The organism is Rubrivivax gelatinosus IL144, assembly GCF_000284255.1.
Taxonomy (GTDB): Bacteria; Pseudomonadota; Gammaproteobacteria; order Burkholderiales; family Burkholderiaceae_C; genus Rubrivivax; species Rubrivivax gelatinosus_A.
On the sequence record NC_017075.1, the window covers coordinates 4,907,375 to 4,928,640 of the forward strand.

17 protein-coding genes are annotated in these 21,266 nt (G+C 71.2%); 10 read left to right on the forward strand and 7 right to left on the reverse strand.

Going from position 1 to position 21,266, the window contains the following annotated elements; translation table 11 throughout:
- Nucleotides 1-50 precede the first annotated feature (50 nt).
- The 5 genes from bchE (at nucleotide 51) to RGE_RS23430 (ending at nucleotide 7,607) form a co-directional block, all read left to right on the forward strand.
- Nucleotides 51-1,718: a magnesium-protoporphyrin IX monomethyl ester anaerobic oxidative cyclase gene (gene bchE, locus RGE_RS22365; protein WP_014430765.1), complete on the forward strand. Its 1,668-nt coding sequence runs from the start codon at nucleotides 51-53 to the stop codon at nucleotides 1,716-1,718.
- Nucleotides 1,715-2,302, forward strand: a complete 588-nt coding sequence (gene bchJ / locus RGE_RS22370; protein ID WP_014430766.1) for a bacteriochlorophyll 4-vinyl reductase — start codon at nucleotides 1,715-1,717, stop codon at nucleotides 2,300-2,302. Before bchE ends, bchJ begins: the two co-directional genes overlap by 4 nt.
- Nucleotides 2,303-2,442: 140 nt before the next feature.
- Nucleotides 2,443-3,813, forward strand: a complete 1,371-nt coding sequence (purB, locus tag RGE_RS22375) for an adenylosuccinate lyase (protein ID WP_014430767.1) — start codon at nucleotides 2,443-2,445, stop codon at nucleotides 3,811-3,813.
- Nucleotides 3,810-4,631 (forward strand): orotidine-5'-phosphate decarboxylase, encoded by an 822-nt coding sequence (gene pyrF, locus RGE_RS22380; protein WP_014430768.1) that lies wholly within the window; start codon nucleotides 3,810-3,812, stop codon nucleotides 4,629-4,631. Before purB ends, pyrF begins: the two co-directional genes overlap by 4 nt.
- A 15-nt stretch (nucleotides 4,632-4,646) precedes the next feature.
- Entirely contained in the window at nucleotides 4,647-7,607 is a 2,961-nt protein-coding gene (locus tag RGE_RS23430; RefSeq protein WP_014430769.1) for a PAS domain S-box protein, read from the forward strand.
- Between the two features lie 3 nt (nucleotides 7,608-7,610).
- On the opposite strand, the gene RGE_RS22390 is transcribed toward RGE_RS23430, so the two are convergent.
- The 3 genes from RGE_RS22390 to RGE_RS22400 all read right to left on the reverse strand — a co-directional run bounded on the left by RGE_RS22390 (nucleotide 7,611) and on the right by RGE_RS22400 (nucleotide 11,624).
- A complete protein-coding gene (locus RGE_RS22390) occupies nucleotides 7,611-9,308 on the reverse strand; it encodes a M14 family metallopeptidase (protein WP_014430770.1) in 1,698 nt (565 codons plus the stop codon).
- Nucleotides 9,309-9,366: 58 nt separating this feature from the next.
- Nucleotides 9,367-10,134 carry a class II glutamine amidotransferase gene (locus RGE_RS22395; protein ID WP_014430771.1) on the reverse strand — a complete coding sequence of 256 codons (768 nt, stop codon included), beginning with the start codon at nucleotides 10,132-10,134 and terminating at the stop codon, nucleotides 9,367-9,369.
- Nucleotides 10,135-10,406: 272 nt separating this feature from the next.
- The gene (locus RGE_RS22400; protein WP_014430772.1) at nucleotides 10,407-11,624 is read right to left on the reverse strand and encodes an NAD(P)/FAD-dependent oxidoreductase; all 1,218 of its coding nucleotides are present in this window, start codon (nucleotides 11,622-11,624) and stop codon (nucleotides 10,407-10,409) included.
- A gap of 123 nt (nucleotides 11,625-11,747) precedes the next feature.
- Here RGE_RS22400 and RGE_RS22405 point away from each other — a divergent pair, with 123 nt between their 5' ends.
- Nucleotides 11,748-12,122, forward strand: a complete 375-nt coding sequence (locus RGE_RS22405) for a TraR/DksA family transcriptional regulator (protein WP_043784385.1) — start codon at nucleotides 11,748-11,750, stop codon at nucleotides 12,120-12,122.
- Nucleotides 12,123-12,124: 2 nt separating this feature from the next.
- Here the strand turns inward: RGE_RS22405 and RGE_RS22410 are convergent, their stop codons facing one another.
- Together RGE_RS22410 and RGE_RS22415 are read right to left on the reverse strand one after the other, a co-directional pair.
- Nucleotides 12,125-14,314, reverse strand: a complete 2,190-nt coding sequence (locus RGE_RS22410; protein WP_014430774.1) for a malate synthase G — start codon at nucleotides 14,312-14,314, stop codon at nucleotides 12,125-12,127.
- Nucleotides 14,315-14,325: 11 nt separating this feature from the next.
- Nucleotides 14,326-15,015: a haloacid dehalogenase type II gene (locus tag RGE_RS22415; RefSeq protein ID WP_014430775.1), complete on the reverse strand. Its 690-nt coding sequence runs from the start codon at nucleotides 15,013-15,015 to the stop codon at nucleotides 14,326-14,328.
- Nucleotides 15,016-15,176: 161 nt separating this feature from the next.
- Here RGE_RS22415 and RGE_RS22420 point away from each other — a divergent pair, with 161 nt between their 5' ends.
- Complete coding sequence (locus tag RGE_RS22420; RefSeq protein WP_014430776.1) at nucleotides 15,177-16,091, forward strand: LysR family transcriptional regulator; 915 nt, start codon at nucleotides 15,177-15,179, stop codon at nucleotides 16,089-16,091.
- 1 nt (nucleotide 16,092) lies between these two features.
- Here RGE_RS22420 and RGE_RS22425 read toward each other — a convergent pair whose 3' ends face one another.
- Nucleotides 16,093-16,371, reverse strand: a complete 279-nt coding sequence (locus tag RGE_RS22425) for a PsiF family protein (RefSeq protein ID WP_404948062.1) — start codon at nucleotides 16,369-16,371, stop codon at nucleotides 16,093-16,095.
- Between the two features lie 147 nt (nucleotides 16,372-16,518).
- Here RGE_RS22425 and RGE_RS22430 point away from each other — a divergent pair, with 147 nt between their 5' ends.
- Nucleotides 16,519-17,436, forward strand: coding sequence for a sigma-70 family RNA polymerase sigma factor (locus RGE_RS22430; RefSeq protein WP_014430778.1), 918 nt, complete (start codon nucleotides 16,519-16,521; stop codon nucleotides 17,434-17,436).
- Nucleotides 17,437-17,455: 19 nt separating this feature from the next.
- On the opposite strand, the gene RGE_RS22435 is transcribed toward RGE_RS22430, so the two are convergent.
- Nucleotides 17,456-18,811 (reverse strand): serine/threonine-protein kinase, encoded by a 1,356-nt coding sequence (locus RGE_RS22435; protein WP_014430779.1) that lies wholly within the window; start codon nucleotides 18,809-18,811, stop codon nucleotides 17,456-17,458.
- Nucleotides 18,812-18,906: 95 nt separating this feature from the next.
- Between RGE_RS22435 and argS the strand changes: the two genes are divergently transcribed.
- The gene (gene argS, locus RGE_RS22440) at nucleotides 18,907-20,607 is read left to right on the forward strand and encodes an arginine--tRNA ligase (RefSeq protein ID WP_014430781.1); all 1,701 of its coding nucleotides are present in this window, start codon (nucleotides 18,907-18,909) and stop codon (nucleotides 20,605-20,607) included.
- Nucleotides 20,604-21,260, forward strand: a complete 657-nt coding sequence (locus RGE_RS22445; RefSeq protein WP_014430782.1) for an SPOR domain-containing protein — start codon at nucleotides 20,604-20,606, stop codon at nucleotides 21,258-21,260. The genes argS and RGE_RS22445 overlap by 4 nt, the downstream gene beginning before the upstream one ends.
- Nucleotides 21,261-21,266: the final 6 nt, after the last annotated feature.

The window sequence follows — 21,266 nt, forward strand, 5'->3', positions numbered from 1 at the left end:
ATCAGGGTGCCCGCCTACCGTGCGAGTCCGAATCGCGAGGAGCCGTTTCCATGCGTGTGCTGTTCATCCACCCCAACTATCACTCCGGCGGTGCCGAGATCGCCGGCAACTGGCCTCCCGCGTGGGTGGCGTACCTGGCAGGCTACCTCAAGGCGGGCGGCTACACGGACGTCATCTTCGTCGACGCGATGACCAACGACCTGAGCGAAGACCAGGTCCGTGAAAAGATCACGACGCTCAAGCCCGACATCGTCGGCTGCACCGCGATCACGCCGGCGATCTACAAGGCCGAGCGCACGCTGCAGATCGTCAAGGAAGTGAACCCCGACATCGTCACGGTGCTCGGCGGCATCCACGGCACCTTCATGTACCCGCAGGTGCTCAAGGAAGCGCCGTGGATCGACGCCGTCGTGCGCGGCGAAGGCGAACAGGTCATGCTGAACCTGGTCACCGCCGTCGACCAGGGCCGCTTCATGGCCGACCGCAACTGCGTCAACGGCATCGCCTACGCGACCCCGGACGGCAAGGTCGTCGCCACGCCGGCCGAGCCGCCCATCCAGGACCTGGACCGCATCACGCCGGACTGGGGCATCCTGGAATGGGACAAGTACATCTACATCCCGATGAACAAGCGCGTCGCGATCCCGAACTTCGCGCGCGGCTGCCCGTTCACCTGCTCGTTCTGCAGCCAGTGGAAGTTCTGGCGCGACTACCGCATCCGTGACCCGAAGAAGGTGGTCGACGAGATCGAGACGCTGGTCAAGGAACACGACGTCGGCTTCTTCATCCTCGCCGACGAAGAACCGACGATCCACCGCAAGAAGTTCATCGAGTTCTGCGAAGAGCTGATCAAGCGCGACCTCGGCGTGCTGTGGGGCATCAACACCCGCGTCACCGACATCCTGCGCGACGAGAAGCTGCTGCCGCTGTTCCGCAAGGCCGGCCTGATCCACGTCTCGCTGGGCACCGAAGCCGCCGCGCAGCTCAAGCTGGACATGTTCAACAAGGAGACCACGATCGAGCAGAACAAGCGCGCGATCCAGCTCCTGAAGGACAACGGCATCGTCACCGAAGCGCAGTTCATCGTCGGCCTCGAGAACGAGACCGCCGAGACGCTCGAAGAGACCTACAAGATGGCCCGGGACTGGAACCCGGACATGGCCAACTGGGCGATGTACACGCCGTGGCCGTTCTCCGACCTGTTCCAGGAGCTGGGCGACAAGGTCGAGGTCTTCGACTTCGAGAAGTACAACTTCGTGACCCCGATCATGAAGCCCGACGCGATGGACCGCGGCGAGCTGCTCGACCGGGTGATGAACAACTACCGCCGGTTCTTCATGAACAAGGCGTTCCTGCAGTACCCGTTCACGAAGGACAAGCTGCGCCGCAAGTACCTGATGGGCTGCCTGAAGGCGTTCCTGAAGAGCGGTTTCGAGCGCAAGTTCTACGACCTGGGTCGCGTCGGCTACTGGGGCCCGCAGACCAAGAAGACGGTCAACTTCAGCTTCGACAAGGAGCGCCGCATCGACGCCCAGACCGCCGACGAGCTCTCGCGCGTCGACGACGGCTGGGTCACGATGCACGGCCCGAAGATCGAGATGCGCCGCCGCAAGGGCGACGACAACTTCGAGCTCGCCAAGGCCGCGATGGCCTGCGGCGGCGGCACCGAGCAGCTGAGCGAAGAGCAGCAGGCCGCCACGGAGGTTCGCGCGTCGTGAACGTCGCCGGCCGCATCGGTCCGAACGCCATCATCCGCGTCGCGGAAGTGCTGCCCTCGCGGGTCGGCACCGACCTGACGCGGCGGCTGTTCGACCGCGCCGGCCTGGTCGACTACCTGACCGCCCCGCCTCAGTCCATGGTGGACGAGGCCGAGGTGCGGCGCCTGCACGGCGTGCTGCGCGAATCGCTGGGCCCGGCGGCCGCACGCGAGATCGCGCACGCCGCCGGCGTGCGCACCGCCGACTACCTGCTCGCCCGCCGGATCCCCAAACCGGTGCAGGCGCTGCTGAAAGTGCTGCCCGCGCCGCTGGCCGCACGCGTGCTGCTCACCGCGATCGGCCGCAACTCCTGGACCTTCGCCGGCAGCGGCCGGTTCAGCTATGTCGTCGGCCGCCCCTGCGTGCTGACGATCCGCGACAACCCGCTGTGCCGCGGATGGCAGGCCGAAGAGCCGGCGTGCGACTTCTACACCGGCACCTTCGAGCGCCTCTTCACGGTGCTGGTGCACCGCAATGCGCAGGTGCGCGAAGTCGCCTGCGAGGCCTGCGGCGACACCGAGTGCCGCTTCGAGATCACCTGGTAGACGCCGCCTGAGCGTCCGGCGCCGAAATGGGCGCCAACGTGTCACGGGACACGGCCTAGAATCTGCAATACCCCCTAATTGGGGACCTTCGGCCGTCTGCGCGACGGCCGCCGCCATTTCTGCCTTGTCCGGCGTCCGCGATGACCTTGACCGCTCTGACCGCCCTTTCTCCGCTCGACGGCCGTTACGCCGCCAAACTCGCCGCCCTGCGCCCGCTGCTGAGCGAGTTCGGCCTGATGCACCGGCGCGTGCAGGTCGAGGTCGAGTGGTTCATCGCGCTGTCGGACGCCGGCTTCGCCGAGTTCAAGCCGCTGTCCGAAGCCGCACGCGGCCTGCTGCGCAGCCTGGCGCTGCGTTTCAGCGAAGCCGACGCCCAGGCAATCAAGGACATCGAGCGCACGACCAACCACGACGTCAAGGCCGTCGAGTACTGGATCAAGGCGCGCATCGAGCACGAGCCCGAGCTGCGCACGGCTGGCGAGTTCGTGCACTTCGGCTGCACCAGCGAGGACATCAACAACACCAGCCACGCGCTGATGCTGAAGGCCGCGCGCGACACCGTGCTGCTGCCGGCGATCGACGCGCTGATCGAGCGCCTGCGCAAGATGGCGCACGGCTTCGCCGCGGTGCCGATGCTCAGCCGCACCCACGGCCAGACGGCCAGCCCGACGACCGTCGGCAAGGAAATCGCCAACGTCGTCGCGCGCCTGACGCGCGCCCGCGACGTCATCGCCTCGGTGCCGCTGCGCGCCAAGATGAACGGCGCGGTCGGCAACTACAACGCCCACATCGCCGCCTGGCCCGAGTTCGACTGGGAGACCTTCAGCCGCCAGGTCGTCGAGGACCGCCTGGGCCTGGTGTTCAACCCGTTCACGATCCAGATCGAGCCGCACGACTACATGGCCGAGCTGTTCGACGCCGTGACGCGCTGCGACACCATCCTGATCGACTTCGCGCGCGACGTCTGGGGCTACATCTCGCTGGGCTACTTCAAGCAGAAGACCAAGGCGGGCGAGATCGGCTCGAGCACGATGCCGCACAAGGTCAACCCGATCGACTTCGAAAACGCCGAAGGCAACTACGGCCTGGCCAACGCGCTGCTGACGCACCTGGCGCAGAAGCTGCCGATCAGCCGCTGGCAGCGTGACCTGACCGACAGCACGGTGCTGCGCAACATGGGCGTGGCGCTGGGCTACGCGGTGCTGGGCCACGACAGCCTGCTGCGCGGCCTGGACAAGCTGGAGCTCAACGAAGCCGCGCTCGCCGCCGACCTGGACAGCGCCTGGGAAGTGCTGGCCGAAGCCGTGCAGACGGTGATGCGCCGCCACGGCCTGCCCAACCCCTACGAGCAGCTGAAGGAGCTGACGCGCGGCCGCGCCGTCACGCGCGAGACCTTCCACGCCTTCATCGACGGCCTGGACGCGCTGCCCGAAGGCGAACGCGAGCGGCTCAAGGCGATGACGCCGGGCAACTACATCGGCCGGGCGGTGCAGCTGGCGCACAAGGCATGACGGCTTTCATCGACCGGCTGGCCGACGCGACGGCGCGCCAGGCGTCGATGCTGTGCGTCGGGCTAGACCCCGAGCCGGCGCGTTTCCCCGGCGCCTGGAAAGGCGACGCGGCGCGCATCTACGACTTCTGCGCCGCGATCGTCGACGCCACGCACGACCTGGTCTGCGCCTTCAAGCCGCAGATCGCCTACTTCGCCGCGCACCGCGCCGAGGACCAGCTCGAGCGCCTCGTCGCCCACGTCCGCCGCGTCGCGCCGGGCGTGCCGGTGATCCTGGACGCCAAGCGCGGCGACATCGGCTCGACCGCCGAGCAGTACGCGCGCGAGGCTTTCGAGCGCTACGACGCCGACGCGGTGACGCTGTCGCCGTACATGGGCGTCGACTCGATCGAACCCTATCTGCGCTGGGACGGCCGTGGCCTGATCCTGCTGTGCCGCACCTCCAACCCCGGCGGCAGCGACCTGCAGAACCAGCTGCTCGACGGCGGCGAACGCCTGTACGAACGCGTCGCGCGCCTGGCCGCCGGCCCGTGGAACCGCGACCGCCGCCTGGGCCTCGTCGTCGGCGCCACCTTCCCCGAGGAGATCGCCCGCGTGCGGGCGATCGCGCCGACGGTGCCGCTGCTGATCCCCGGCGTCGGCGCCCAGGGCGGCGACGCGGCCGCGACGGTGCGCGCCGGCTGGCGCCCCGACGGGCCGATCATCGTCAACTCGTCGCGCGCCGTGCTGTACGCGAGCGGGGGCGAAGACTTCGCCGCTGCAGCCCGGCGTGTCGCCGAGGCCACCCGCGAGCTGTTGCAGCGCGAACGCGGCTCGTAGCCTCCCGGTCCCGCCTTGGTCACGAGCCTGCCCGACGACCACGCGCCGCGCCCGCCGCAGCGCGGTCCGGCCGGTGACCCGGGCGGACGGCGGCTGCGCACCGGCGCCGCCGGCGGCGACCGCGCCCTGCTCGCCGCGGCACTGGCTGCCGCCGCCGCGGCCGTCGCCGCGATCGCGGCGCCGATCCCGATCGATACCGCGCTGCGCCTGCCGCTGGCCGCCGCGCTGGGCCTGGCGGCGCTGCTGGCCGCCGCCGGCGCCGCCCTCGTGCGCCGCGTGCAGCAGGAGGCCCGCGCCAGCGCCAGCGGCGAACGCGAAGCGCGCACGCTGCTGGCGATGGCCGCCGACGCCTGCTGGGAGCTCGACGCCGAGCACCGCCTCGTCGCCATCCGCCGCCGCCACAGCGACGCGCTGAGCGCGAGCGAAGGCCTGGGCCAGCTGCCCTGGGAGCTGCCGCAGTTCGGCTGCGATGAAGAGACGCTGGACCTGCTGCGCGCCGACCTGGACGCGCGCTCGCCGTTCCGCGACCGCCTCGTGCACTGGCTGGGCGCCGAAGGCCGGCCGCGTTCGCTGCTGATCAGCGGCGAGCCGCGGCGCGACGCTCGCGGCGCCTTCGTCGGTTTCCGCGGCGTCGCACGCGACGTCAGCGCCGAGATGGCGGCGCGCCGTGCGCTGGCCGCCGCCGAGACGCGCTACGAGGAGCTGTTCGCACGCATCCCGACGCCGCTGGTGCTGCACCGCCGCGGCCGGGTGCTCGACGCCAACCCGGCGGCGCTGGCGCTGCTGGGCTGCGAGACGCTGGAGACCCTGGTCGGCCACGAGCTGCTCGGCGCCTACGAAGCCGGCGAATCGCGCGAGCGCGAGCGCCGCCGCTTCGACGAACTGGAGGACGCGCCGGTCGGCGCGGCGCTGGCGATCGCCGACTTCCGCCTGCAGCCGCGCGGCGGCGAGCGCCTGTCGGTGCGCGCGATTTCGGTGCGCATCGAGGCCGAAGGCGGCCCGGCGACGCTGTCGATCTACGCCGACGACACCGAGCGCCTGGCCGCCGAGCAGACGCTGCGCCGCTCCGAGGCCGTGCTGACGCATCTGTTCGCCAGCAGCCCCGAGCTGATCACGCTGACCGACCTGGGCACCGGACGCTTCACGATGGTCAACGACACCTTCGTGCGCGCCACCGGCTTCGCCGCCGCCGACGTCGTCGGCCGCACGGCGATCGAACTCGGCCTCTGGCGCCACGACGACCAGCGCCGGCTGTTCGCCGAGCAGATGCAGCGCGGCGGCTGCGCCACCGACCTGCCGGCCGAGTTCCGCGCCCGCGACGGGCGGGTGCTGGCGGTGCTGGTCTCGGGCACACGCTTCAGCGTCGAGGGCCACGACTACCTCGTCGTCAACGCGCGCGACGTGACCGACGCCGAACGCAGCCGGCGCGAGCGCGAGGCGATCCTGGAAAACGCCTCGATCGGCATCGCCGTCACGCGCGGCGGGCGCTTCATGCTCGCCAACCGGCGCTTCGAGCAGATGTTCGGCTGGCCGCCGGGCGGCCTGGTCGAGCGCCCCGCGGCGGTGGTCTGGCCGGGCAGCGACGAGATCGTCGAGATCGCGCGCGGCACGCTGCCGGCGCTCGCGCGCGGCGAGCCCTTCGAACTCGAAGGCCACGCCCAGCGCCGCGACGGCAGCAGCTTCGTCGCGCGCCTCGTCGTCAAGGCCGTCGACCCGGTCGACCCGGCACGCGGCGGCGCGGTCTGGATCGTCGAGGACGTCACCGAACGCCGCGAGTTCGAGCGCCGCCTGGCCGCCGCACGCGACGCCGCCGAGGCCGCCAACCGCGCCAAGAGCGCCTTCCTGGCCAACACCAACCACGAGCTGCGCAACCCGCTCAACGGGATGATCAACCTCGCCAAGCTGGCGCGCGACGCCAAGCTCGACGAGAAGCTGCGCCAGCAGTACCTGGACCACATCGCCGAGAGCGCGCAGTCGCTGGCGGCGATCGTCTCGGACATCCTGGACGTCTCCAAGATCGAGGCCGGCCGCATGGAGCTGGCCAGCGAGCCTTTCGACCTCGTCGAGCTGCTGCGCGGCGCGCAGCGCGTCTACACGACGATGGCCGCGGCGCGCGGGCTGTCGCTGGAGTTCGACATCGGCCCGGGGCTGGACGGAACCGTCGTCGGCGACCCGCTGCGCGTGCGCCAGATCGTCACCAACTTCCTCGGCAACGCGCTGAAGTTCACCGCCGAAGGCGGCGTGCGTGTCGCCGCGCGGCGCGTGCCCGGCGGCCGCGTGCGGCTGGAGGTGCACGACAGCGGCCCGGGCATCGACCCGGCGACGCAGGCGCGGCTGTTCCGGCCGTTCACCCAGGCCGACGAGTCGACGACGCGGCGCTTCGGCGGCACCGGCCTCGGGCTGTCGATCTGCCGCGAGCTGGCGACGCTGATGGGCGGCGAGGTCGGCGTCGACAGCCAGCCGGGCGCGGGCAGCGTGTTCTGGGCCGTGCTGCCGCTGCCGCGCAGCCTGGCGCCGGCGGCGTCCACGCCGGCGGCCGTCGCCGCCGCGGCGCCCGCGTCCACCGCCGCCGCACCGCGCGAGCTGGCCGGCGCGCGCGTGCTGATGGCCGAGGACAACCCGGTCAACATGATGATCGCCGTCGCGCTGCTCGAGCGCTGGGGGCTGGACGTCGAGCAGGCGGTCGACGGCCGCCAGGCCGTCGAGGCGGTGGAACGTGCCGCCGCCAGCGGCCGGCCCTTCGACGCCGTGCTGATGGACGTGCAGATGCCGGTGATGAGCGGCTACGAGGCGACGCGCACGCTGCGCTACCGCGAGGCCGGCCGGCGCCTGCCGATCATCGCCCTGACCGCCGCGGCGCTGGTCAGCGAACGCGAGGCCGCGATCGCCGCCGGCATGGACGACTTCCTGACCAAGCCGATCGACGCCGACAAACTCCGCGAGACCCTCGCACGCTGGGTGCGGGCCTCGGCCTGAGCCTCAGTCGAGCGTCACCTCGGTGCGCACCGTGCCGGCGCGATCGGCGCAGGCCACGAGCCCGATCGCCGCACCGCGCGGCCCCTGCACGACCCATTCGACGACCGCGCGGTCGGCGGTGATCTCGCGCTGCGGCAGGAAGGCCTGCAGCGACTGGCGCGGCGCGTGGCCGTCCAGGTGCGGGCCTTCGATGCGCTCGCGGCCCGAGATCAGCGTGCACTCGGGCGGCAGGTGGATCTGGAACACCGTGCCGCGCACCGTCTTGCGCTCGATCGCGCGTTTGCTGATGTTCGACGGCAGGTAGCCGGCGTTGCCGACGGCCAGGCGCACACGCCAGGTGTCCGGGCCCAGCGCCCGCACCTCGGCGCGCAGCAGCTCCAGCTTGGGCAGCGACAGCGCCAGCTGCGTCAGCCAGGCCGGGAAACGCGCCGCCTCGCGCTCGCGCAGCGCCGGCGGCGGGTTGCGCCAGTAGTTCATGCGGTCCCAGCCGCCGAGCTCGACCATGCCCAGCTGCGGATGGCGGAACGGGTACCAGTCGACGTGCGCCTGGCCGCCGCACTGCTCATCGCTCCACTTCAGCAGCTTCAGGTCGTCCTCGGCCGGGTGGTCGCGGTACCACTCGATCCACTTGTAGTCGGCGATGCCGGCTTCCTTGTTCGGCGCCCAGATCTCGACCGTCCAGAACAGCGCGCCGAGGTGCTCGTAGACCCAGTCCTGGGTGCCGGTGATGACTTCCTTGGGGTGGTACTTGAAGTCGTGGAAGGTGCTGATCGCCGGGTAGCCGGTGAGCCTGGCGCCGAGGTCCGACAGGCGCTTGTAGATCCACAGGTCCTCGGGCGTCATGTCGTCGTCGGACTGGGTGCCCATCGGCCGCAGGATGACGCCGCTGTGGGTGTGGAAGCTGACCGCGGCGCCGACGTTGGGGTGGCGCACGAGGAAGTCGACCATCGCGCGCACCTCGGGCTCGCTGGCCGGGTAGGGGCCGGCGCCGATCTGCTCGAACTCCTGGCGCCAGAAGGCGGGGAAGTTGCGGTTCAGGTCCAGGCCCTCGACGTCGCGGTTGGCGCTGATGCGCACGCCGTCGAAGTGCTTCAGCGTGCCTTCGGGGATCAGCCGGTAGTACTCGCCGCCGAACTCGCCGGGCTCGCGCGCGACCATCAGCCGCGGCTCGTCGGCGTGTTTCTTCCACGGCCCGTGCGGGTCGGGCACACGCATGTAGAGGATGCGGCCGTCGCCGTCGACGTCCTCGATGGTCAGGCCGTCGACCGGCTCCTCGGCATACGGATAAGGCCGGGTCGACGAGCGGATGTGGCGCGGCCGGTCGGCGAGCGCGAGTTCGGCGCCGTCGGGGTTCAGCCGCGGGCAGAGGTAGACGGCACGCGTGTCCAGCAGCTGGCGGATCTTCTCGTCGCCGGCCTCGTAGCCGGTGACCAGCTGGTGCAGCCAGTACAGGCAGGCGGTGCTCGCGGTGAGCTCGGCGGCGTGGATGTTGCCGTCGACCCAGAACGCGGGTTTGTCGCGGTCGGCGCCGGTGTCGGCGTTGGTCAGCGCGACCAGCCAGATGTCCCGGCCTTCGTGGCTCTTGCCGATCGACTCCAGGCGCACCAGCCCGGGGCAGGCGGCGGCGTAGTCGGCCAGCAGGCGCGAGAGTTCGGCGTGGCGGTAGAAGACGTCGAAGCGGGGGACGGGAATGGCGGCCATGGTGTCGTCGCGGCGAAAGACCGCGGCGATTGTGGCCCGCGCCGGGCCGGCGTGGGGCTCAGCCGCAGCGCCGCAGCCGGCACTCGCCGTCGACGAAGACGCGCAGCTCGCCGGGGGCGAAAGCCGACCAGGGCTCGCCGGCGGTCAGCGGCTCGGTGGCGACGATGGCGACGCGGTCGCCGGGCTGGGTCCGCGCGGCGAAGTCGACCGTCAGGTCCTCGTCGGCCAGCGTCGCGGCGCCGAACGGGTGGCGGCGCTCCAGCGAATGCAGCTTGGTCGAGCCGTGCGCCCACAGCGCCTGGCCGTTGGACAGCAGCAGGTTGAACGTGCCGTGGCGCGCCGGCAGCGGCAGCAGCTCGGCCAGCGTGCAGGTCAGCTCGTCGATCGTCGGCAGGTCGGCGTGGGCCTTGTCCAGCTCCTGCATCAGCCAGCAGAAAGCGCGTTCGCTGTCGGTGTCGCCCACCGGGCGGAAGGCGCCGTGCAGCCGCGGCACGAAGCCCTTCAGGTCGCCGTTGTGCGCGAACACCCAGTAGCGGCCCCACAGCTCGCGCACGAAGGGATGGGTGTTCTCCAGCGCCACGCGGCCCTGCGTCGCCTTGCGGATGTGGGCGACGACGTTCAGGCTCTTGATCGGGTAGTGCTTGACCAGCTCGGCCACCGGGCTCGAACGCGCGCCGTGGTGGTCGATGAAGTGGCGCAGCCCACGCTCCTCGAAGAAGCCGATGCCGAAGCCGTCCTTGTGCTCGTCGGCACGGCAGGCCAGACCGGCGAAGCTGAACATCACGTCGGTCGGCGTGTTGGCGTTCATGCCCAGCAGCTGGCACATCGTCAGAAGGTGTGAAAGAACCCGGCGTGCCCGCGACGGGGTGCAGCCGGGTGTCGGGCAAGGCGCGTCGCGCAGCCGGTACTCGATGTACCGGCAAGCGGCGCAACGCCGCCCGGCGCCCGGATGTGCCCCGTCCCGCAGGGGCGAGCCGACGAGCGACCCCAAGGCGGTGCCGGGCGCGCTGGGATCAGCGCCGAGACGTCGTCGCGCCGTCGCACGTTCGGGGTCGCTTGGCGGATCGACGCGGGCATGGCGGGTTCTTTCGCACCTTCTTACTCGAACATCAGCTTGGTGATGCCGCGCCAGCTGAGCAGGCGGCCGGGGTTCTGGCGCTCCTCGAGCACCGCGCTCATGCGCCGCAGGATGCGCGGGCTGCGGCGGGCGCGCCAGACGACGAGGTCGGCCAGCCAGGGCCGGTGGTTGACGTGCGAGGCCTTCTCGTAGAGCGCGAAGCGCGGCTTCAGGCCGGCCAGCGCGGCTTCGTGGCGGGCGCGCACCGCGGCGTCGTCGCCGCCTTCGAGCAGCGCGGCGGCGGCCAGCAGGCCGGTTTCCAGCGCCTTGCCGATGCCTTCGCCGGAGAAGGCGTAGGTGCTGCCGGCGGCCTCGCCGGTGACCAGCAGCCCGGGGCGCGACCAGCGCGCGCCACCCAGCGAGCAGCGCAGCGGCGCGCCTTTCCAGTCGCCACGCAGCTCGCCGCGTTCCAGCAGCTCGGCCGCCGGCGCGTGCACCGAGGCGAAGGCTTCGAGCATCTGGCGCAGGTTGACGTCGCGCATCGAGGCGCGGCCGCCGGCTTCGGTCGCGTGGCTGCCGGTCAGCCCGGCACCGACGTTGAAGACGCCGCCCGGGCCCGGGAAGATCCAGCCGTAGCCGCCCGACAGCCGCGGGTGCCAGACGATCTGCAGCTCGCGCAGGGTCTGCGCCAGTTCCGGGTGGTGCACGTAGCCGCGCAGCGCGACGCCGCTGGGCGCACGGCGCTCGCAGACGCCGGCGGCGACCAGCGGCGGCACCGAGGCGCCGGTGGCCAGCACGACCCAGCGCGCCTGGACCTCGTGTTCGCCGTCGGGCCCCTTGAGCCGCGCGCCGACGACCCGCTCGCCGTCGAGCAACGGGGCGACGAAACGCCAGGGTGCGGCGAAGCGCGCACCGGCCTCGCGTGCGGCGCGGCAGACGATGTCGTCGAGCTCGCGCCGCGGCAGCACGGCCAGCGTGCCGGGCACGTCGACGTGGCCGCCGCGCGGTGCGACGCAGCGCACGTGCTGGGCGCGGAAGGCGCGGTCCATCACCTCGTCGTAGACGCCGAGCGCACGCAGCGCGGCGTGGGCGTCGGGGATCAGGCCGTCGCCGCAGACCTTCTCGCGCGGGAATTCGTGCTGGTCGACGAGCAGCACCTCGCGCCCGGCCTGGGCGAGCGTGCGCGCGCAGGCGCTGCCGGCAGGGCCGGCGCCGATGACGAGCACTTCGCAGGCAGCCGGAAGCACGGTGGGCGACACGCGGGCGATTGTAGGGAGCGCCGCAGCAGGGTCGGCGGCTTGACCGAACTCAATCTTGCGCCCCGCAGCGCGGCGCAAGATGGCCCGATCGAGGCTCCGAAGAGCCCTGCTGAGGAGAAGACGATGTCCACCCACCTGACGGCGGGCCAACGGGCATTGCTGGAAGCCGCGCTCGTGCAGCGGCAGCATCAGCTCGACCGCCGGCTCGAAGAGCACCACCAGGGCCTGTCGCGCGCCGAACACGCGCACGAGCTGCGCGACGACCACGACGAGCAGCGCCAGCGCGAGGACGAGCGCGACGTCGACATGGCGCTGTCCGACCTGGAGCTGCGTGAACTGGGCGAGGTCAGCGCCGCGCTGCGCCGGCTGCAGGCCGGCGAATACGGCCGCTGCGCCGACTGCGACGAGCCCATCGCCTTCGACCGGCTCAAGGCCGAGCCCTGGGCGCAGCGCTGCGTGGCCTGCGAGAGCCGGCGCGAACGCCAGCCCTCGCGCTAGCGTCAGGCCGCGGCCTTCACCTTCAGCCGCCAGGCGTGCAGCAGCGGCTCGGTGTAGCCGGAGGGCTGCTTGGTGCCCTTGAAGACCAGATCGCAGGCAGCCTGGAAGGCGGCGCTCTCCTTGGCGCGGCCGGCCATCGCGCGGTAGGCCGGGTCGCCGGCGTTCTGCTGGTCGACGACCTTGGCCATACGCTTGAAGGTGGCGCGCACACGGGCCTTGTCGACGACGCCGTGCTCCAGCCAGTTGGCGATGTGCTGGCTGGAGATGCGCAGCGTCGCGCGGTCTTCCATCAGGCCGACGTCGTGGATGTCGGGCACCTTGGAGCAGCCGACGCCCTGGTCGACCCAGCGCACGACGTAGCCGAGGATGCCCTGCACGTTGTTGTCCAGCTCCTGCTGGATCTCGGCCTCGCTCCACTTGGCCTTCTTGACCACCGGCACCGTCAGCAGGCCTTCGAGCAGGGCCTCGCGCTCGGCGTCGACGTCGGTCTTCTCCAGCGTCTTCTGGATCTTGGCGACATCGACCTGGTGGTAGTGCAGCGCGTGCAGCGTCGCCGCGGTCGGGCTGGGCACCCAGGCGGTGTTGGCGCCGGCCAGCGGGTGGGCGATCTTCTGCTGCAGCATCGCGCCCATCAGGTCGGGCATGGCCCACATGCCCTTGCCGATCTGCGCCTTGCCGCGCAGACCGCACTCCAGCCCGACGAGCACGTTCTGGCGCTCGTAGGCCTGGATCCAGGCGCTCGCCTTCATGTCGCCCTTGCGCAGCATCGCGCCGGCCTTCATCGCGGTGTGCATCTCGTCGCCGGTGCGGTCGAGGAAGCCGGTGTTGATGAAGGCCACGCGGTCGGCGGCAGCGGCGATGCAGGCCTTGAGGTTGACGCTGGTGCGGCGCTCCTCGTCCATGATGCCGAGCTTGACGGTGGCCTTGGGCAGGCCCAGCAGCGCCTCGACACGGCCGAAGAGTTCGCTGGCGAAGGCCACCTCGGCCGGGCCGTGCATCTTCGGCTTGACGATGTAGATCGAGCCGGCGCGCGAGTTGACGATGCCGTTCGCGCCATGGCGCTGCAGGTCGTGCAGCGCGATCGCCGTCGTGACGACGGCGTCGAGGATGCCTTCGGGGATCTCGCGCTCGTCGTCGCCGAACAGCACCGCCGGCGTCGTCATCAAGTGGCCGACGTTGCGCACGAAGAGCAGCGAGCGGCCGTGCAGCACGACCTCCTCGCCGTTCGGGCCGGTGTAGCGGCGGTCGGGGTTCAGGCCGCGCGTGAAGGTCTTGCCGGCCTTGGTGACCTGCTCGGTCAGCGTGCCCTTCAGGATGCCCAGCCAGTTGGAGTAGGCCAGCACCTTGTCGGCGCCGTCGACGACGGCCACCGAGTCTTCCAGGTCGAGGATGGTCGACAGCGCCGCCTCGACGACGAGGTCGCAGACGCCGGCCGGGTCGGAGGCGCCGATCGTCGTGCCGCGGTCGATGCGCAGGTCCAGGTGCAGGCCGTGGTGCACGAACAGCAGCGACGACGGGCTGCCGGCCTCGCCCTGATAACCGACGAACTGCGCCGGCTTCTTCAGCGCCACCGTCTTGCCGTCCTTCAGCGTCACGACGAGCTGGCCGCCTTCGACGCGGTAGCCGGTGGAGTCGATGTGCGAGCCCTTGGCCAGCGGCACGGTGCGGTCGAGCACGTAGCGCGCGTACTCGACGACCTTGGCGCCGCGCACGGGGTTGTAGGCGCCGGCGCGCGTGGCGCCGTCGCTCTCGGGCAGCGCGTCGGTGCCGTAGAGCGCGTCGTACAGCGAACCCCAGCGTGCGTTGGCGGCGTTGAGCGCGTAGCGCGCGTTGGTGATCGGCACGACGAGCTGCGGGCCGGCCTGCAGCGCGAGCTCGCTGTCGACGTTCTTCGTCGTCGCCTTCACCTTGGCCGGCACCGGCACCAGGTAGCCGATCTTCTCGAGGAAGGCGCGGTACTTGGCCATGTTCTTGATCGGGCCCGGATGCTTGGTGTGCCAGGCGTCGAGCTCGGTCTGCAGCCGGTCGCGTTCGGCCAGCAGCGCGGCGTTCCTCGGCGCCAGGTCGGCGACGATGGCGTCGAAGCCGGCCCAGAAGGCGGCGGGCTCGACGCCGGTGCCGGGCAGCACCTGGTCTTCGATGAAGCGGGCCAGCAGCGTGTCGACGTGCAGTCGGTGGAAGGTCGTGCGCATGAGGGGGCGTTTCAGGAAGGGAAGAAGGACAGGACGTCGCGCAGGCTGGTGCCGGTGCGCGTGGGAGCGGTAGCCAACTGTTCGGGCGGCAGGCCGGCGCGGTTGACCCACAGCGTCGTGAAGCCGAACCAGGTGGCGCCCAGCGCGTCCCAGCCGTTGCTGGAGACGAAGAGGATCTCGCGCGCCGCGACGCCCAGCGTCGCCGGCGCCAGCGCATAGGCGGCGGGGTCGGTCTTGTAGCGCTGCGCCGGCTCGACGCTGATGACGTGCTGCAGCAGCGGCGCGAAGCCGGCGCTGCGCACCGCGACGGCCAGCATCTCGGGGTCGCCGTTGCTGAGGATGGCGGCCGGGATGGCGCGCGCCTTCAGCGCCTCCAGCACCTCGCGGTTCTCGGGGAAGGCGCTCAGGTGGCGGTACTGGTTCATCAGCCGCTCTTCGCTGGCCGGGTCCAGCACCAGGCCGCGGTGTGCGACGGCGTAGCGCAGGCCGGCACGCGTGAGGTCCCAGAACGGCCGGTAGCGGCCGCTCATCGACACCAGCCGGGTGTATTCGATCTGCTTGTCGCGCCAGATCTGCGCCAGCGCATCGCCGTGGCCGGGGAAGAGCTGCTCGGCCAGCAGGCCGACGCTGTAGACGTCGAACAGCGTGCCGAACGCGTCGAAGACGACGGCGCGGGGCGGAGCAGGCGTGCGGGCGACCATGATCCAGCAAATCTAATCGGGGACGCGCCGCCGATTGAGTACGCCAAAGTCAGAAGTGCTCTGCGCTGCACGCACGAAAACGGGGCGATTCCAACCCTCAGCGCACAGACGGGCCGTAAGATCGTGGCCGACTCGAACCCGACAGCCTACGAATCGCGCCGATGCCGCGCCTGAAGCAGATCGAATCCTTCGTCGCCGTGGCGACCAAGGGCAGCCTGACCGCCGCGGCGAACGCCGAAGGCGTGGCGCCGGCGGTGATCGGCCGGCGCATCGACGCGCTGGAGGAGCGCCTGGGCGTGAAACTGATGCTGCGCACGACGCGGCGCATCACGCTGACCCACGAAGGCAGCGCCTTCCTCGAGGACTGCCAGCGCGTGCTGGCCGACCTGGGCAACGCCGAAGCCAGCGTCAGCGCTGGGGGCGTCAAGGCCAGCGGCCATCTGCGCATCACCGCGCCGGCGGGTTTCGGCCGCCGTCACGTCGCGCCGCTGGTGCCGCGTTTCCTTGCCGAACATCCCGACGTCAGCCTGTCGCTGAACCTCAGCGACCGCGTCGTCGACATCGTCAACGAGAGCTTCGACTGCGCGATCCGCGTCGGCGACCTGGCCGACTCCAGCCTGGTCAGCGTGCGCTTGGCCGACAACCGCCGGCTGTGCGTCGCGACGCCGGCCTATCTGAAGCGCGCCGGCGTGCCGCAGACGCCGGCCGACCTGGCGCGCCACGAATGCCTGACGCTGTCGTCCGACGCCAGCCAGACCCGCGGCTGGGCCTTCCAGGTCGACGGCCAGGTGGAACATCTGCGCCCGAGCGGGCGACTGGACTGCAGCGACGGCCAGGTGCTGCACGCCTGGTGCCTGGCCGGCCTGGGCATCGCCTGGCGCAGCACCTGGGAGGTGCAGCAGGACATCGCCGCCGGCCATCTGGTGGCGGTGCTGGAGGACTACGCCGCGCCGCCCAACGGCATCTATGCGGTCTTTCCACAGCGGCGGCTGCTGCCGCTGCGCGTGCGGCTGTGGATCGACTTCGTCAAGCACAGCTACGGCGACCCGGGCTACTGGGCCCGGGCCGCCGGCTGACTCAGGAGCCCGCCTTGTTGGACAGGCATTCCTTCATGAAGGCCTTGCGCTCGTCGCCGGTCTTGCCGGTGGCCTGCGCATTGCACGCCTTCATGCGCTCCTGCGGCGTCGCCGCCTTGGCGGGCTTGGCCGACAGGCATTCCTTCATGAAGGCCTTGCGTTCGTCGCCGGTCTTGCCGGCGGCGTCGGCGTTGCAGGTCTTCATCTTGCTTTGCTGGGCCGTCTCGGCCGCCAGCGCGGGGCCGCAGACCAGCAGGCTGGCCAGCGCGGCGACAATCATCGTGTTCTTCATGTTGTATCTCCTTGAGTGCCCTCCGGGGCTGGCACCGATTGGACCAGAGGGCCCGACCCCGGGCCAGGGGGAATCGTGTCGTATTTCCAGGCCGGCGCTTGTGACATCCGCGCCCGCCCCCGAAGATAGGCGCCCATGATCTCGCTGGAGGGGGTGCCGTCGGCCCTGGTGGCCCGCAATCAGAGCTGGGTGCGTCAGCAGGCGCAGTCGCTGGTGCGGCATTTGCCGGCCAACGTGGAGAAGGCCGACCTGATCCAGGTCGGGCTGATCGCCGTCGCGCAGGCCTCGCTCAGCTTCGTCTGGGAGGGCGACCCGGAGTCCGAAGAGGCGCGCGAAGCCTTCGCGCGCTACGCCCGCCAGCGCGTGCGCGGCGCGATGATCGACGAGCTGCGCCAGATGGACGTGCTGACGCGCGCCCAGCGCCGCAAGATCAAGGTGATGCAGATCGCGCGCGAACGCTGGCGCTCGAAGAACGGCACCGAACCCGGCCTCGCCGAGCTGGCGCGGCTGTGCAAGATGGACGTCGACGAGATCGCGCTGCTCGAGCAGTTGGCCCAGGCCAGCCAGCAGCGCAGCAGCTCCGGCGGCGACGACGACGAACCCGACTTCGCCGAACGCCACCACCCGGCGACCGAGAAGGACGAGGTCGAGGCGCGCGTGGACACCGCGATCGTGCTGCGCCACCTGGAGACCTTCTTCGCCCAGCTCCCGGAGCGCGAGCGCCAGGTCATCGACGCCTACCTGGGCGTCGGCATGACGCCGGTGGAACTGGCCGCCTCGCTGAAGGTGACGCCGTCACGCGTGTCTCAGATGTACCACGGGCTGCTGCGCCGCATGGCGGTGCGTTTCGGCCACGCGCCGCAGCAGCGTGCCACCGACCGGGCACGCCGCCCCAGCCGCGCCGACATGGAAGCGCTGGTCGCGCAGCGCGAGCGCGATCTGCAGGCGCAGCCCGAAGCCGGGCCGTGGGGCGAGATGATGGAAGACGTGCTGGTCTCGCCCGCCGAACGCTTCGGCATCCGCATTGACGTGCCGCCCGGGACGCGCTGGTAACCGGCACGCGCCAGCGGCGCTACATGATGCGCCTAGGGTGCGCCATCGCCTCGTGCGCGGCGTGCAGCCGGCGCACCAGCACGCCGATGAAGGCCTGGTCGAAGCGGTGGCGCGTGTCGACCGACAGCTGGCCCAGCGTCTCGGGCGTGAACGCGATGCTGGTCAGCGGTTCGGAAACGAGGATGTCGGCGCTGTGCGTGCGCAGCTCCTCGCTGGGCGCCAGGTAGGCCATCTCGCCGACCGAGGTGCCGGTGCCCAGGCGCGCGACCCGCTGGCCGTCACGGTAGACGTCCACCTGGCCGGCGGCGACGATGTGGAAGGTGTTGCCGGTGTCGCCCTTGCGGTACAGCGCATGGCCGTAGGGGAAGCGCTGCCACTTCGCGCGGTGCACCACTTCCCAGAGCTCGACGTCTCCGAAGCGCGAGAAGAACTCCAGCTTGCGCAGCAGGCTGAAGCGCTCGGAGTCGAGCACGTTCTGGGCGTGGCCGTGCGTGACCTCGCGGTTGGCGACCAGCTCCGACAGCGCCTGCGCGAACTCGTTCCAGTCGGCCGGGCGCTCGTCGCGCTTCTTGCCCAGTGCGCGCAGGATCAGAGCCTCCAGCCGCGGCGGCACGCCTTCGCGCAGCAGCCCGAGCTGCGGCGGCGCGGCGCGGTAGATCTGGTGCATCAGCGCCGGCTGCTGCTGGGCGTCGAACGGTGGGCGGCCGGCGATCAGGTGGAACAGCACCGCGGCCAGCGAATAGATGTCGGCGCGGCAGTCCAGCGTGTCGCCATCGAGCTGCTCGGGCGACATGTAGGCCAGCGAGCCGACGCGGTAGATCTGGGTGCGCTCGGTGTCGAAGTTGAAGACGCTGCCGAAGTCGGTGATCTTGACGTCGACGACCTGGTCGCCGTCGAGCACCGCCAGCAGGTTGGCCGGCTTCACGTCGCGGTGGATCAGGCCCTGGCGGTACATGTAGTCCAGGGCCATCGCGCACTTGAAGCCGATCTCGACGATCTGGTCCAGCGGCAGCAGCGCGTCGGCGCGGCAGAAGCGGCGCAGCGTGACGCCGGGCACGTACTCCATCACCAGGTACGGCGCCTGGACGTCGGCCACCGCGTCGAGGATGCGCACGACGTTGGGGTGCTGGAGCCGGCCGACGAGCGCCGCCTCGGCGGCGAAGAAACGCTGCTGGAAGTGGCTCTCGCGCGAATCGGCGGCCAGCGCCGGGCGCACGCGCTTGATCGCCACGTCCTCCTCGCGGAAGTCGTCGCGGGCGCGGAAGACTTCGCTGGTCGCGCCCTCGCCGAGGCGTTCGAGCACGCGGTACTTGCCGATGCGCTCGGGCAGCTCGGAGTCGAAGAAGGTGGAGGTCGCGGTGGGGGCGTCGGTCATCGTCGCAGCCGGGTGGGGCCGGCCGATGTTGCCACCATCGCGGCCGGGCGGCGAGCCCGCGCCGCCCAGGGGGGCCCCAAAAGTAGAATCGCCCGATGATCCAAGCCAAGCAAGAGCTGCTGCAGGCACTGGCCGCGGCGCTGGCCGAACTGGCCCCCGACGCAGCCCCGGTTGCCGCCTTCGAGTCCCCCAAGCAGGCCGCCCACGGCGACCTCGCGATCACCGCCGCGATGGGGCTGTCGCGAACGCTGAAGAAGAACCCGCGCGAGATCGGCCAGCAGCTCGTCGCGCTGCTGGAGAAGCAGCCGGCCGTGGGCCGCTGGGTCGAGTCGCTGGAGATCGCCGGCCCGGGCTTCATCAACCTGCGCCTGAAGCCGGCGGCGCGCCAGGCCGTCGTCGCCGAGGTGCTGCAAGGCGGCGAGGGCTTCGGCCTCAAGCCGGCCAACGGCCAGCGCATGATGGTCGAGTTCGTCTCCGCCAACCCGACCGGGCCGCTGCACGTCGGCCACGGCCGCCAGGCGGCGCTGGGCGACTCGATATGCCGGCTGTTCGAGTCGCAGGGCTGGGACGTGACGCGCGAGTTCTATTACAACGACGCCGGCGTGCAGATCCAGAACCTGGCCACCTCGACGCGCTGCCGCCTGAAGGGCCTCAAGCCCGGCGACGACGGCTGGCCCGAGTCGGCCTACAACGGCGACTACATCGGCGACATCGCCGCCGACTTCGCGGCCAAGAAGACGGTGCACGCCGACGACCGCGCCTTCACCGCCTCGGGCGACGCCGACGACGTCGACGGCATCCGCCAGTTCGCCGTCGCCTACCTGCGCCACGAGCAGGACCTGGACCTCCAGGCCTTCGGCGTGCGCTTCGACAACTACTACCTCGAGTCCAGCCTCTACGCCGACGGCCGCGTCGAGGACACCGTGCGCCGCCTCGTCGCCGCCGGCAAGACCTTCGAGGAAGGCGGCGCGCTGTGGCTGCGCAGCACCGACTACGGCGACGACAAGGACCGCGTGATGCGCAAGTCCGACGGCAACTACACCTACTTCGTGCCCGACGTCGCATATCACATCGCCAAGTTCGAGCGCGGCTTCACCAAGGTCATCAACGTCCAGGGCAGCGACCACCACGGCACGATCGCGCGCGTGCGCGCCGGCCTGCAAGCCGCGGGCGTCGGCATCCCGGCCGGCTACCCCGACTACGTGCTGCACAAGATGGTCACGGTCATGAAGGGCGGCCAGGAGGTGAAGATCTCCAAGCGCGCCGGCAGCTACGTCACGCTGCGCGACCTGATCGACTGGACCAGCCGCGACGCGGTGCGCTTCTTCCTCATCAGCCGCAAGGCCGACACCGAGTTCGTCTTCGACGTCGACCTGGCGCGCAAGGCCAACGACGAGAACCCGGTCTTCTACGTCCAGTACGCGCACGCCCGCATCTGCTCGGTGCTGGCGCAGTACCAGGGCGAGGCCGACTTCGCCGGCGCCGACCTGTCGCGGCTGACGGCGCCGTCGGAGTACGCGCTGATGCTGCAGCTGGCCGCCTACCCGACGATGCTCGAACGCGCCGCGGCCGAGTTCGCGCCGCACGACGTCGCCTTCTACCTGCGTGACCTGGCCGCGGCCTTCCACAGCTACTACGCCGCCGAACGTTTCCTCGTCGACGACCCGGCGCTGGCCCGCGCGCGCATGGCACTGCTGGCGGCCACCGCCCAGGTGCTGCGCAACGCGCTGGCGATGCTCGGCGTCTCGGCCCCGACTTCGATGGGGCGCGACGCCGCCCCGGAGGTGCAAGCGTGAAGAACCAGCGCGGCGGCTTCGCGCTCGGCCTCGTCGTCGGCCTGCTCGCAGGCCTGGCGGTGGCGCTGGGCGTGGCGCTCTACATCACCAAGGCCCCGGTGCCCTTCATCGACAAGGTGCCGCAGCGCACCCCCGAGCAGGACAGCGCCGAGGCCGAGCGCAACAAGCGCTGGGACCCGAACGCGCCGCTGGCGGGCAAGGTGCCGCCGATGCCCGAGCCCGCCGCCTCGGGCACCGCGGCCGGCACGCCCGCCACGTCGCCGGCTGCCCCGGCCGCGCCGCCGGTCCCGGCCTCGGCGCCGGGCACACCGCCCACCGCCCGCACGCCGGCCACGCCGCCGGCCGCGCAAGGCGGTTCCTCCCGCGATCCGGCGGCCATCCTCTCGGGCCAGTCCACCGACAAGGCCGCTGAAGCGTTCGTGTATTTCGTGCAGACCGGCGCGTTCACGCGCACCGAGGACGCCGAGCAGGAGCGCGCCCGTCTGGCGATGCTCGGCTACGGCGCCAAGGTGAGCGAGCGCGAGCAGGCCGGCAAGACGATGTACCGGGTGCGGACAGGCCCCTACGCCACGCGCGAGGACGCCGAAGCCGTGCAGGGGCGGCTGCAGGCCGCCAACATCGACGCCCGGCTGGTGCGCGCCGAAAAGCCGTGATCAGGG